The following is a 13,315-nucleotide window of genomic DNA, read 5'->3' as shown; positions in this document are numbered from 1 at the left end:
CGGGTCGTCGCCGGTCGAGTGCCGGAGATGGCTTCTGTCGACCTTGTCTGCCCGTATCTGTACATTTTTGTTGGGTTACGGGGTGTGACCCGGGCCACGCAGATTGGGCGTAACGCTCCACGGAACTGCGCGATGACCTAAGAGGTGACAGTCGAGGAGGGAATACAGACGCCGTCACTGGCGCTGTGCATCTCCCCGGTTCCCGCCCGCACACCGCCGGCCATCCCCAAGCCGGTGGTCGGCTCCTGTCCGTCCCGGACGGAGCCGGAAGCCGTTTTCCAACGTTCCGAGAGGTTGTTCGTGTCGGCCAGCACATCCCGTACGCTCCCGCCGGAGATCGCCGAGTCCGTCTCTGTCATGGCTCTCATTGAGCGGGGAAAGGCTGAGGGGCAGATCGCCGGCGACGATGTGCGTCGGGCCTTCGAAGCTGACCAGATTCCGGCCACTCAGTGGAAGAACGTACTGCGCAGCCTCAACCAGATCCTCGAGGAAGAGGGTGTGACGCTGATGGTCAGTGCCGCAGAGCCCAAGCGCACCCGAAAGAGCGTCGCAGCGAAAAGCCCGGCCAAGCGCACCGCCACCAAGACGGTCGCGACGAAGACGGTGACCACCAAGAAGGCCACTGCCCCCGCCGCGCCGACCGCCCCGGTCGCCGACGACCCGGCTGAGGACGCGCCCGCGACGAAGGCCGCGGCCAAGAAGACGACGGCCGCCAAGAAGACGACGGCCGCGAAGAAGACGGTCGCGAAGAAGACCGTGGCCAAGAAGACGACCGCGAAGAAGGACGACGCCGAGATCGTCGAGGACGAGGTCCTGGAGGAGACGCCCGGCAAGGGCGGCGACGAGCCGGAAGGCGCCGAGAGCGCGGGCTTCGTGCTCTCCGACGAGGACGAGGACGACGCGCCCGCGCAGCAGGTCGCCGCGGCCGGCGCCACCGCCGACCCGGTCAAGGACTACCTGAAGCAGATCGGAAAGGTTCCCCTGCTCAACGCCGAGCAGGAAGTCGAACTGGCCAAGCGCATCGAGGCCGGCCTCTTCGCCGAGGACAAGCTGGCCAACGCCGACAAGCTCGCCCCCAAGCTCAAGCGTGAGCTGGAGATCATCGCCGAGGACGGCCGCCGCGCCAAGAACCACCTCCTGGAGGCCAACCTCCGTCTGGTGGTCTCCCTGGCCAAGCGCTACACCGGCCGCGGCATGCTCTTCCTGGACCTCATCCAGGAGGGCAACCTCGGTCTGATCCGCGCGGTCGAGAAGTTCGACTACACCAAGGGCTACAAGTTCTCCACGTATGCAACCTGGTGGATCCGTCAGGCGATCACCCGTGCCATGGCCGACCAGGCCCGCACCATCCGTATCCCGGTGCACATGGTCGAGGTCATCAACAAGCTCGCGCGTGTGCAGCGTCAGATGCTCCAGGACCTGGGCCGCGAGCCCACCCCGGAGGAGCTGGCCAAGGAGCTCGACATGACCCCGGAGAAGGTCATCGAGGTCCAGAAGTACGGCCGCGAGCCCATCTCCCTGCACACCCCGCTGGGCGAGGACGGCGACAGCGAGTTCGGCGACCTCATCGAGGACTCCGAGGCGGTCGTCCCCGCGGACGCGGTCAGCTTCACCCTCCTCCAGGAGCAGCTGCACTCCGTCCTCGACACCCTGTCCGAGCGTGAGGCGGGCGTCGTCTCCATGCGTTTCGGTCTCACCGACGGTCAGCCGAAGACCCTCGACGAGATCGGCAAGGTGTACGGCGTCACCCGCGAGCGGATCCGCCAGATCGAGTCCAAGACGATGTCGAAGCTGCGCCACCCGTCGCGCTCCCAGGTGCTGCGCGACTACCTCGACTAGTCCTTGGCGCTACGCCGTTGAGGGGCCGGTTCCTGCGGGAACCGGCCCCTTTGCGTGTGCGCGTCGGCCCGCACTGAATCACTGTGGGTGTTCCACGATCACCTGACAGTGAGGAGAGCACATGCGTCGCCACCTCGCCCGAGCGCTTGCCGTCGGAGCAGCAGCAGCCCTGATACCGCTGACGTCCCCCGCGCCCGCGATGGCGGACAACGTCGTCATCGGAGGCTTCCCGGTCGACATCTCACAGAGCCCGTGGACCGTCGCCCTCTCCAGCCGTGACCGGTTCGGAGGTACACGCGCGGGTCAGTTCTGCGGGGGAGTGGCGATCGACCGCTCCAGGGTCCTGACCGCGGCTCACTGTATGAGCACGGCCGTCCTGGGAGCCCCGCCGGGACAGATGCGGGATCTGAGAGTCATCGCGGGGCGCACGGACCTGTTGTCCAGCCAAGGCGGTGAGATCCCGGTGACCTCCACCTGGGTCAATCCGCGGTACAACAGCTATACGAACGCCGGCGACTTCGCGGTGCTCACGCTGGCTTCTCCGCTCCCGGCCGGTTCCGTCATCCACATGGCGGCGAGCGGGGACCCGGTCTATGCGCCGGGCACGGCGGCGACGGTGTACGGGTGGGGTGACACCACCGGGGACGCCGATTACGCACGCAGTCTGCGAGGTTCCGACCTGCAGGTCCTACCGGATGCGTCCTGCGAGCAGGCGTACCCGGGCGGCCTGGACGGGAAGTACCTGGCCTCTTCCATGCTGTGCGCGGGAATGCCGCAGGGCGGCCACGACGCCTGCCAGGGGGACAGCGGGGGACCGCTCGTCGCCAAGGGCCGGCTGATCGGCCTGGTGTCCTGGGGGAGCGGTTGTGGCCAGCGCGGGAGCCCCGGCGTGTACACGCGGGTCTCTGATGTCGTCAGCACGCTCAACGGCGGCAACTGAGAACCACGTCCCTCGATACCGGTACCTCGGTATCGAGGGACTGGCAGGCGCCCCCTGTGGGGCGCCTGCCAGTCCCGGAGGGGGCCGGTACGCACCGTGAGCGCACGGTCCGAGGACGGAAGCCGTGCGAAAGCGGGCGATACGAGTGCGGGCGGTCACCCCCTGTGATCGGGGTGACCGCCCGTGCACCGGCCTCAGCGCCGGTGACTGCTCGTCGTCGACGCGAAGTATCAGCGTTCCTCGTCGGGCGCGCTCACCGGAGCGGACGTGAGCCGCTCCGTCTCGTCCTGTATCTCAGCGGCGATCTTCTTGAGTTCCGGTTCGAACTTGCGGCCATGGTGGGCACAGAAGAGCAGCTCTCCGCCACTGAGGAGGACGACGCGCAGATAGGCCTGGGCGCCGCAACGGTCGCAGCGGTCAGCGGCCGTCAGCGGGCTCGCGGGGGTCAGAACAGTAGTCACGTCGCCTCTTCTCTAGCTCGACGAGCTGTCGTACCAGGGTCAACATCCAACCAGGCCGAAAACGTTCCCGCTCGCGGCTTGTCCTCGAAAATTTCTTTCCGGGCCGGCTGTCTGCTGCCGGTTGGCGGCGAATGTGCCGTATTACGTCTTTGTGTCGTACGGGTTCGCGCAGTCTGTCGGTTGTCCAGTCCTCCCCGGCCGGGTTGCCGGTTGTGCATGAGGACGTGCCCCGAGGCTAAATGGTTCATGCCTCCAAGGGAACGTGATATGTACTTCACCCCAAACGAGTCATCGAACGTCCGTACGACTCTGGACTAGTCTGAGTTCACGTTGAGGGTGGCGTGACAACGGCTCTACCAGGCATCGGTACCCTCGGACGGGCAACCCAAGCCGGCCCGTTACCCCAATGGGCCTCAGGTGAAATTCAGCGAGGAGCGAACCGCGTGACCGCCGCCGAAACGTCCGTGCCGTCCACAGCGCTGCTGACCGGAGCAGACAGGGACGGCTCCAACTACACCGCGCGGCACCTCCTCGTCCTCGAAGGGCTCGAGGCGGTCCGCAAGCGCCCCGGTATGTACATCGGCTCGACCGACAGCCGGGGTCTGATGCACTGCCTCTGGGAGATCATCGACAACTCCGTCGATGAGGCCCTGGGCGGTTACTGCGATCACATCGATGTGATCCTCCACGACGACGGTTCGGTGGAGGTCCGCGACAACGGCCGGGGCATCCCGGTCGACGTGGAGCCCAAGACCCGCCTCTCCGGCGTCGAGGTCGTGATGACCAAGCTGCACGCGGGCGGAAAGTTCGGAGGCGGCTCCTATGCGGCGTCCGGCGGTCTGCACGGAGTGGGCGCGTCCGTGGTGAACGCCCTGTCCGCGCGGCTGGACGTCGAGGTCGACCGTGCGGGGCACACGCACGCGATCAGCTTCCGCCGGGGCGTGCCGGGTGCCTTCACGGGCGAGGGCCCGGACGCGAAGTTCGAGGCGAAGAGCGGCCTTCGCAAGGCCAAGAAGATCGCCAGGACCCGAACCGGCACACGTGTTCGCTACTGGGCCGACCGACAGATCTTCCTCAAGGACGCCAAGCTCTCCCTGGAGACGCTGCACCAGCGCGCCCGCCAGACCGCCTTCCTGGTGCCTGGCCTCACCATCGTCGTCCGTGACGAGTACGGACTCGGGGAGGGCGGCAGCAAGGGGGAGGAGTCTTTCCGCTTCGACGGCGGCATCAGCGAGTTCTGTGAGTACCTCGCCGGCGACAAGCCGGTCTGCGACGTCCTTCGTCTCTCCGGGCAGGGGACCTTCAAGGAGACGGTCCCCGTTCTGGACGACCACGGGCAGATGACACCCACCGAGGTCACCCGGGAGCTGGGCGTCGATGTGGCGCTCCGCTGGGGGACCGGGTACGACACGACCCTCAGGTCGTTCGTCAACATCATCGCCACACCCAAGGGCGGTACCCACGTCGCCGGCTTCGAGCAGGCCGTGACCAAGACGATGAACGAGGTGCTGCGCGCCAAGAAGCTGCTGCGCGTCGCCGAGGACGACATCGTCAAGGACGACGCCCTTGAGGGACTGACCGCGGTCGTCACCGTGCGCCTGGCCGAGCCCCAGTTCGAAGGCCAGACCAAGGAGGTGCTCGGTACCTCCGCCGCCCGCCGCATCGTCACCAGCGTGGTCTCCAAGGAGCTCAAGGAGTTCCTGACCTCGACCAGGCGTGACGCCGCCCAGCAGGCCCGCGTGGTCCTCGAGAAGGCCGTCGCCGCGGCCCGGACACGGATCGCCGCGCGTCAGCACAAGGACGCGCAGCGCCGCAAGACGGCTCTGGAGTCCTCCTCGCTGCCCGCCAAGCTCGCCGACTGCCGCAGCGACGACGTCGAGCGCAGCGAGCTGTTCATCGTCGAGGGCGATTCGGCGCTCGGCACCGCGAAGCTCGCCAGGAACTCCGAGTTCCAGGCCCTGCTGCCGATCCGCGGCAAGATCCTGAACGTCCAGAAGTCGTCAGTGACCGACATGCTCAAGAACGCCGAGTGCGGAGCGATCATCCAGGTCATAGGCGCCGGTTCGGGCCGGACCTTCGACATCGACGCGGCCCGGTACGGCAAGATCATCATGATGACCGACGCCGACGTGGACGGGTCCCACATCCGCACCCTGCTGCTGACGCTGTTCCACCGCTACATGCGGCCCATGGTCGAGTCGGGGCGGGTCTTCGCCGCCGTGCCACCGCTGCACCGCATCGAGATCGTCCAGCCGAAGAAGGGCCAGGACAAGTACGTCTACACGTACTCGGATCGCGAGCTGCGGGACAAGCTCCTGGAGTTCCAGAGCAAGGGCATCCGGTACAAGGACTCCATCCAGCGTTACAAGGGCCTCGGTGAGATGGACGCCGACCAGCTGGCCGAGACGACCATGGACCCGCGGCACCGCACCCTGCGCCGCATCAACCTCTCCGACCTGGAGTCGGCCGAGCAGGTGTTCGATCTGCTGATGGGTAACGACGTGGCACCGCGCAAGGAGTTCATCTCCAGCTCGGCGGCGACGCTGGACCGGTCGCGGATCGACGCGTAGCCGTCGCGCTCGGCGTCGGCGTCGGTGGCGGTGTCGGCACCGGCTCCGGGGCACGGGCCGGGCACGGATAAGGCTCCCGCCGGGCGTTCGCGGCTGGGTCTCCACCCCTGGGTGGAGACCCTCCGCTGTCCCTTGTCCACCCAGGGTCCACCCCCGCTCCGATCTCCCGGCCTGCGGATTTCCGTAGCGTCGAAGGCGTCGGCGGCACTCGCCGTCGGCGCCTTCCCTATCCGCTCACGGAGGCTGTGATGCCCGGGCCTGTCAACGCGTTGGTGATCGTGGCCGTGGTCGCTTTGGTGCTCGCGCGGCAGTTCCGCACACGCCGTGTAGACACGGACAAGCGCTGGTGGATCGTGCCCGTCGTCATGATCGTCGTGGCGCTGCGCAAGCCCGGCGTACTCGACGCCCAGCACCACACCGCATCGGCCCTGCTGCTCGGTGCGGAACTGCTGATAGGCGTGGCCATGGGAGCGGGCTGGGCCTGGACCACCCGTATATGGGCGGAGCCGGACGGTGCCGTGTGGAGCAAGAGCACCAAGGCGAACGTGGCTGTGTGGGGCATCGGCATCGCCCTGCGCGTCGGACTCCTCGCGCTGGGAGCGGGGCTCGGCGTTCACCAGGACAGCTCCGCCCTGCTGCTCGCCCTCGCGGTCACCCTGCTGGTCCGCTCCGGGGTCCTCGTCCAGCGCGCGAGGGCGCTGCCCTCCACGGTCCGCCCGGCGTACGGTGACGGCATGCCCCGGCTCGCACGGAAGGAGCGTGTGTGACGGAGAACGCGTGGACGCGCTGGCCTTCGCGTGAGGCGCTCGGCCGTGAAGGAATCTCAGGGCCCCGGCGGCTGCTGGCCTGGGCCACCAGGATCCTTGTGCTCGGCATGGTGCTGTGGGGGGTCTTCAAGGGCTCCCACGTCCACGGCTGGGGTGCCGTCGGCGCCGCGGCCGGTGTCATCGCCTCCGGGCTCACGGCCTGGGCCTTCTTCCGCACAACCCTCGCGCACCGGCTGTGGCCGTCCTTGGCGCTCGTCACCTGCTTCCTCGGGATCGCGGCCGTCGCACAGACGACCGGGTTCAGGGTTCCGGCCATCGTGATCTGGTGCGGCTGCGCCGTCACCGCCCTGGAGCGGATGCCGCTCGCGGTCGCTCTCCCGGTGGCCTCGGTGAGCCTCGCCTCGTACGCGGCGGTCACCAAGGACGAATGGCTGACCACCGTGGCCACCATCGGCGGGATGGCGCTCGGCGGGTATGTCCTGCGGCTCGACTCCGAGGCGCGCGGCAATGCCCAGCGACTCCTCGCCCAGGAACGGGCAGCACGGGCCGCCGAGGCCGAGTCGGCGGCTCTGGGGGAGCGGGCCAGGATCGCACGGGAGATCCACGATGTACTGGCGCACAGCCTCTCGGCGCAGCTTGTCCATCTGGAGGCGGCGCGGCTGCTGATCGAAGCGGGAGCCGACCGGGACAAGATCCTCGAACGGGTGGTGGCGGCCCGGGGAATGGCCCGGGAGGGTCTGGCCGAGACCCGGCAGGCGCTCTCGGCGCTGCGCGGCGAGATGTCACCACTGGAGGAATTCCTGAGCGAGCTCGTCGCCACGGCGGACGGTGCGGACGTCACCGTCTCGGGTGAACGCAGGCCGCTTCCGGCAGAGGCGTCACAAGCCGTCCGCCGGGTCGCGCAGGAGGCGCTGACGAACGTCCGTAAGCACGCACCGGGGGCCAAGGTGCACATCCGATTGGAGTACGCCGAGCATCAGGTGCTGCTGGACGTGAGGGATTCGGGCGGTTCTCCGGGCGACCTGGCGGGTTCGGGAGCCGGGTACGGTCTGCTGGGCATGCGTGAGCGTGCCGAGTTGCTGGGCGGCTCGCTGGAGGCGGGGCCGGGCAAGGAAGGGTTCGTCGTGACGTTGAAGGTGCCCGTATGACGGAGGAGGAGAGCGGCAAGCCGGCCCGGGTCGTCGTGGCGGACGACCAGACGGTGGTGCGTGAGGGCATCGTGATGCTGCTGGGGCTGCTTCCGGGTCTCGAGGTCGTCGGTGCGGCCGGGGACGGGGAGGAGGCCCTGAGGCTCGTCGCGGAACTGGACCCGGACGTGGTGCTGATGGACCTGCGCATGCCGCGGTGCGACGGCGTCGAGGCGACACGGCGCATCCGTGCCGAGCATCCCCGGACCCAGGTGGTCGTGCTCACCACCTTCGCGGACGACGAGTCGCTGTTCCCGGCGCTCAGAGCGGGGGCACGCGGTTATCTCACCAAGGACGCGGGGGGCGACGAGATCGTGGGGGCTGTGCGGAACGTGCTGTCCGGTGACGCGGGACTCTCACCGAGCATCCAGCGTCGTCTGCTGGAGCGGCTGTCGGAGCCCGAGCGGGAGACGCCCCTGGTCGTTCCGGCGCCGGACAGGCTCACGGTACGGGAGACGGAGGTGCTGGTACTGATCGCGGAGGGACTGACCAACCAGGAGATCGCCCGAAGGCTGCATGTCTCCACGGCCACCGTGAAGACCCACATCAACAACCTCTTCGCCAAGACAGGCATCAAGGAGCGTGCGGGAGCGGTCCGTTACGCGTATGCGAAAGGCCTGGTTACGCCCCCCTCGCAGTGAGTCACCTGATGGGGTGAAGAGCCCGGGGAAGAAGAGTCGGGGATCTTCCCGGTCTGTCCATGCTGGGGTATGAAGTCAAGCAATGGTCGTTTCCGCGGAGGCGGGAGCGGTCCCGAGACTCCGGTCGCCAAGCACCAAGGCCGTGACACGGCCCCCGCCGCGGAGGGGGCGGCCGGACAGGCGAGATACGACGACCCCTGGTACGACGCGCTGGCCTCCGGCTGGGGTGAACTGGACGGAACGGGCGCACCCACCTCTGCCGTTCCGCCCGCGCGTACGGACCAGGACCGTTCGCCCCGCGTGGCCGAGGTCTATCTGGAAGTGCAGCGCAGCGCGGCGTTCCAGGAGGTGCGCAGCCGGTACCGGCGGTTCGTGGTCCCAGGCCTCGCCGTGTTCCTCGCCTGGTACGTGGGTTACGTGGTGACCGCTCAGACCGCGCCGGGCCTGATGGCACATCCGGTCGCCGGAGCGGTGAACGTGGCGATGCTGGCGGGTCTCGGACAGTTCCTGACGACGTTTCTGCTCACCTGGGCGTACGCGAGGCACGCCCGGGTGCGCAGGGACCGGGCCGCGCTCGATCTGCGCTGGGACACCCAGGAGCTGACCCGGGGATTCAGGGGCGGCGAGCTGTGAGCGGACATCACCAGGCGCTGGCACTCGTGCTGTTCAGCGTATTCGTCGCGATCACGCTGGCGATCACCACTTGGGTGAGCCGCAACCGGCATGGCTCGGCGGAGGAGTTCTATGCGGGCGGGCGACTGTTCTCGCCGATGGAGAATGGTTTTGCCATCGCCGGCGACTATATGTCGGCGGCCTCGTTCCTGGGCGTCACCGGACTGATCGCGCTCTTCGGCTACGACGGGCTGCTGTATGTGGTCGGCTTTCTCGTCGCCTGGCTAGTGGTGCTCTTCTTCGTCGCCGAACTGGTCCGCAACGTCGGGCGGTTCACGCTCGCGGACGTCGTCGCGGCGCGCATGAGCGAGAGGCCGGTGCGCATCGCGGCGGGTACGTCCTCGGTGACCGTGTCCGTGCTGTACCTGGTGGCGCAGATGGTCGGGGCCGGCAGCCTGGTGGCGTTGCTGTTCGGGGGCACGAGCGCCGGGGCGCGTGCCTGGACCGTGATCGTTGTCGGGGCGCTGATGGTGGTCTATGTGTCGATGGGCGGCATGCGGGCCACGACCTGGATCCAGATCGTCAAGGCCGTCCTGCTGCTCGGCGGTACCGTGGCGCTGACCGTCATGGTCCTCTTGCGCTTCCACGGAGATGTCGACGCCTTGCTGCGCACGGCGGCGCAGCGCAGCGGGCACGGGGAGGCGTTCCTCGCCCCGGGGCTGAGGTACGGCGGGAGCTGGACGTCGAGGACCGACTTCATCAGCCTGGGCCTGGCGCTGGTTCTGGGCACGGCCGGCCTGCCGCACATCCTCTCCCGCTTCTACACGGTGCCGACGGCACGGGCCGCCCGCCGCTCGGTCGTCTGGTCGGTCGGGCTGATCGGCGGCTTCTACCTGATGACGATCGTGCTGGGCTTCGGCGCGGCCGCCGTTCTCGGCCCTGACGCCGTACGGGAGTCGAACGCGGCCGGGAACACGGCGGTCCCGCTGCTCGCGTTGAACCTCGGCGGCGGAGCCCGGTCGACCGGCGGAACGGTCCTGTTCGCCATGGTCGCCGCCATCGCCTTCGCCACCATCCTCGCGGTCGTCGCCGGCATCACCCTCGCCTCATCCGCGGCGGTGGCACACGACCTCTACGCATCGCTGCGGCGCCGCCGCGCCAGGGCACGCAGCGAGGTGGGCGTGGCGAGGGCCGCGGCCGTGGGCATCGGTGCGGTCGCGATCGGGCTCGGCCTGCTGGCCCGCGACCTCAACGTGGCATTCCTGGTGGGGCTGGCCTTCGCCGTCTCCGCGTCCGCGAACCTGCCGGTCCTCATGTACTCGCTCTTCTGGCGCGGCTTCACCACGCGCGGCGCCGTGTGGTCCGTCTATGGCGGCCTCGTCCCCGCGCTCGTGCTCGTGCTGCTGTCCCCGGTCGTCTCCGGCAGCCCGGAATCCCTGTTCCCCGCAGTCGACTTCCAGTACTTCCCGCTGCAGAACCCGGGCATCATCTCCATCCCGCTCGGATTCCTGGCGGGCTGGCTCGGCACGGTCACCTCGACGGAACCCGCCGATGAGGCCAAGCATGCGGAGACCGAGGTGCGCTCCCTGACGGGCGCGGGAGCGGTGTGACGCGGCGGATACCGTAGCGGCGCCCCGTGTGCGCGGCGCCTCTACGGCGTCACCCAGGCCCGCGGCCGCCACGGCCGGGAGGAGGGGCGCGTGGGGACGACGGTACGGGCACCGGTGCGGAGCACCCGCAGGGGGGCGCACAGATCTTCCGCGGGCGTCTGCCGGTGCCTGGAGCCCGGCGCCGCGAGTCCGCCGCAGCGCGGGCTTCGTGCCTCAGCAGTAAGCGCGGTCCCGCACGGCCGGGGTGGACAGCAACTCCCGTACCGAGACGACATCCATACGGGCCGGGGAACCCAGCGCCGAGCCACAGCTCTCCGGGCGCGGCGGCAGACAGGCCCCCTGCGCCACGAGGACACGCCACAGCCGCCCGTCGGCGTGAGCGACGGTGACTTCCCAGCGGGGCGCCGCTCCGGCAGTGCGGACGACCGTCAGCGCGTTCGCCGCGTACTCGTGGGCCGCCCTGCGCACCGCGAGCTCCGCGGCCTGCGCGGGCCGCTCCCAGGCAGAGCTGCCACGGCACCCGTCCACCACGATCCGTCCCTCGCCCACTCCTTCGAGGACCTCCTTGACGTGCGGGGCCTGGGCCCGCCCGTAGGCGTATCCGAACGGCAGGACGAGAAGCGTGGGCGAGAAGCGGTGGCCGCCGAGGTGGGTGACCTCCCAGACACCGCCGACCCCGGAGGCGGCCAACTCGATGGCGAGGGGGCGGCCGAGCTGGGCGCAGCAGCGGTCCCGTCGGCCGTTGGTGCACACGAGAGCCAGCGGATGTTCCGTGTGGGGCCGTCCCCGGAGCGCCGAGTCGAAGCTGTGCGGGTCGCCCGTGCCGAGGGCGGTGAAGTCCAGCTCCAGCAACCGCTCCGGGGCGGCGGTCGTGGCGGTGTGCAGCCATGCGTTCCCGGGCACGGTGTGGGCCGCGTACACCTGCCGTACGGCGGGGGTGCCGAAGTCCGCGTGCCGGCCGGGGCGGCGGATGAGGGCGACCCGCACGCCGGTGCCCTCCGACGCCGCCTCCAGGGCGCGGCCGAGCTCCGGATCCAGGTGGCTCGAGGTGAGCGCCTTGGCGCCCCAGGGGCCGGGCTGTTCCAGCAGCAGCCATGTCCTCGCGGTCGCCGCGGTCCCCACCAGGGGCTCGTCGAGCTCCCGGGACGCGGCCGTGCACCTACTCACAGAGGTGAGCCTAACCTGACTTCCCCTGCACTGACTTCCGGCCAGGTGAACGGGGCGCAGTCGGGGGCGTACCAGGCGTGCGTGGGGAGCACCTGAGGCACGCTCCCGGAGCGGCTTGCCGGAGGGCGCACAACAGCTCACCGGGCGCATGGTCGCGGAGACGGGCGCGCCGGAGTCAGCGGGGGAGCGGCTGGGGCGGGCGCGCCCCCGTGTAGCGGCCGCTGGGGCGCATGCGGAGCGGCCGTTCCTCGTACTCCTCGAGGGTGTGGGCGATCCAGCCCGCCGTGCGCGCGACCGCGAACACGGTCTCGCCGGCTGTGGCGTCCATGCCGCAGGAGACCGTGAGGGCGGCCAGCGCGAGGTCGACGTTGGCGTGCAGGGGCGAGTGGCGGGCCGTCGTGGACACGATGTCCCGGGCCGCCGCCACGGCCGGTGCCGCGGCCGGTACGTCCTCCAGGAGCGCGAACAGGGTTCGCGCGCGCGGGTCCTCACCGGGATACAACCGGTGCCCGAGTCCGGGGATGCGGCGTCCCGCGCGCAGTTCGTCGGCGACGACGGGGGCGGCCGTACCCCGGTCCAGGACGTCGAGCAGCATCCGGTGCGCGAGGCCGCTGGCCGCACCGTGCAGAGGGCCTTCCAGCACCCCCAGACCGGCCGAGACGGCGGCGTAGGCGTGCGCGCGGGCGGACGCGGCGACACGGACGGCGAGCGTCGAGGCCGCCAGATCGTGGTCGACGAGCAGCCCGAGTGCCGTGTCCAGAATACGAAGTGACGCCTCGTCCGCATCGTGTCCGCTGAGCCGGCCCCACAGGCGCCGGGCGAGCGGGCCTTCGTCGCGGTGATCGTGCCGCAGCGGCGGCAGGGCGGTCACGAGGGTGGGGATGAGAGTGCGGGCTGTGCCGAGGACCGCGTCGGGTGACAGGTCGAAGCGGAGCGGGTCCGCGGTGGCCGCCGCGATGGCCGCCACCCGCAGCCGGTCGGTGGGTCCGCTGTGCTCGGGCAGCGCGTTCACCGCGCGGCGGGCGACGGTGACGGAGGCGTCCGGAGCGGTGAAGGTGATCCCCGGCCGCAGCTGCCCGGTCCACAGCCACTCGGCGATCTCCTCGTAGGAGTGGCGCACGGCCAGCTCGGTGGCGTCCACACCGCGGAAGTAGTACCGGTCCTTGTCGATCAGGGTGATGGCCGTACGGACCGAGAGCTCATCGGCGGTGGGCGAACTTCCGCCGGTGTCACGTCTGTTGCGGCGCCCGAGTGCCGCCACCTCCTTGGCGTCGAAGGTGCTGCCGCGACCGCCCGGCTCGCGTCTGCTGCTGAGCTGACCCCGGCTCACATAGGCATAGACCGTCTCGGGCTTCACGCCCAGCAGCTCGGCCGCTTCCTTGGTGGTGAGCCGACCCTCGTCGTGACCCCTGGCCGCGTCTTGATCCCTCATGTCCGCCACCGTACCCATGGATGACATATTGATTCAATCAATATTGACAGGCATTTAGTCAATCATGGACAGTCTCATCAAGTTCAAGG

Annotated in this window: 11 protein-coding genes; 8 read left to right on the top strand and 3 right to left on the bottom strand. The window is 69.5% G+C overall.

All coding sequences use genetic code 11. The features are described from left to right. Nucleotides 1-300: 300 nt before the first annotated feature. Nucleotides 301-1,839 (top strand): RNA polymerase sigma factor, encoded by a 1,539-nt coding sequence (locus ABZ845_RS22915; protein ID WP_360982535.1) that lies wholly within the window; start codon nt 301-303, stop codon nt 1,837-1,839. A 121-nt stretch (nt 1,840-1,960) separates the two neighbouring features. Continuing rightward, the gene (locus ABZ845_RS22910) at nt 1,961-2,779 is read left to right on the top strand and encodes a serine protease (RefSeq protein WP_360982533.1); all 819 of its coding nucleotides are present in this window, start codon (nt 1,961-1,963) and stop codon (nt 2,777-2,779) included. A 230-nt stretch (nt 2,780-3,009) separates the two neighbouring features. Here the strand turns inward: ABZ845_RS22910 and ABZ845_RS22905 are convergent, their stop codons facing one another. Continuing rightward, nucleotides 3,010-3,240 carry a hypothetical protein gene (locus tag ABZ845_RS22905; protein ID WP_360982531.1) on the bottom strand — a complete coding sequence of 77 codons (231 nt, stop codon included), beginning with the start codon at nt 3,238-3,240 and terminating at the stop codon, nt 3,010-3,012. 443 nt (nt 3,241-3,683) lie between these two features. Between ABZ845_RS22905 and ABZ845_RS22900 the strand changes: the two genes are divergently transcribed. The 6 genes from ABZ845_RS22900 (at nt 3,684) to ABZ845_RS22875 (ending at nt 10,627) form a co-directional block, all read left to right on the top strand. Next, nucleotides 3,684-5,810: a DNA topoisomerase IV subunit B gene (locus ABZ845_RS22900; RefSeq protein ID WP_360982529.1), complete on the top strand. Its 2,127-nt coding sequence runs from the start codon at nt 3,684-3,686 to the stop codon at nt 5,808-5,810. Between the two features lie 248 nt (nt 5,811-6,058). After that, nucleotides 6,059-6,577, top strand: coding sequence for a DUF1453 domain-containing protein (locus tag ABZ845_RS22895; RefSeq protein ID WP_360982527.1), 519 nt, complete (start codon nt 6,059-6,061; stop codon nt 6,575-6,577). Further along, a complete protein-coding gene (locus ABZ845_RS22890) occupies nt 6,574-7,725 on the top strand; it encodes a sensor histidine kinase (protein WP_360982525.1) in 1,152 nt (383 codons plus the stop codon). The genes ABZ845_RS22895 and ABZ845_RS22890 overlap by 4 nt, the downstream gene beginning before the upstream one ends. Further along, nucleotides 7,722-8,405, top strand: a complete 684-nt coding sequence (locus ABZ845_RS22885; protein ID WP_360982522.1) for a response regulator transcription factor — start codon at nt 7,722-7,724, stop codon at nt 8,403-8,405. Before ABZ845_RS22890 ends, ABZ845_RS22885 begins: the two co-directional genes overlap by 4 nt. Before the next feature lie 69 nt (nt 8,406-8,474). Continuing rightward, nucleotides 8,475-9,038 carry a DUF485 domain-containing protein gene (locus tag ABZ845_RS22880; RefSeq protein WP_360982520.1) on the top strand — a complete coding sequence of 188 codons (564 nt, stop codon included), beginning with the start codon at nt 8,475-8,477 and terminating at the stop codon, nt 9,036-9,038. Further along, nucleotides 9,035-10,627 (top strand): cation acetate symporter, encoded by a 1,593-nt coding sequence (locus tag ABZ845_RS22875; protein ID WP_360982518.1) that lies wholly within the window; start codon nt 9,035-9,037, stop codon nt 10,625-10,627. Before ABZ845_RS22880 ends, ABZ845_RS22875 begins: the two co-directional genes overlap by 4 nt. A 213-nt stretch (nt 10,628-10,840) precedes the next feature. Here ABZ845_RS22875 and ABZ845_RS22870 read toward each other — a convergent pair whose 3' ends face one another. Together ABZ845_RS22870 and ABZ845_RS22865 are read right to left on the bottom strand one after the other, a co-directional pair. Then, on the bottom strand, nt 10,841-11,794 hold the full coding sequence (locus ABZ845_RS22870) for a sucrase ferredoxin (protein ID WP_360982516.1): 954 nt from the start codon (nt 11,792-11,794) through the stop codon (nt 10,841-10,843). A 175-nt stretch (nt 11,795-11,969) separates the two neighbouring features. Continuing rightward, on the bottom strand, nt 11,970-13,226 hold the full coding sequence (locus tag ABZ845_RS22865) for a citrate synthase (RefSeq protein ID WP_360982514.1): 1,257 nt from the start codon (nt 13,224-13,226) through the stop codon (nt 11,970-11,972). Nucleotides 13,227-13,315 lie beyond the last annotated feature (89 nt).

Origin of the sequence: Streptomyces sp. NPDC047022 (assembly GCF_040644155.1) — a bacterium.
Taxonomy (GTDB): Bacteria; Actinomycetota; Actinomycetes; order Streptomycetales; family Streptomycetaceae; genus Streptomyces.
Note: the sequence above shows the minus strand (reverse complement) of the source record. Positions and strands in the feature narration are given on the sequence as shown.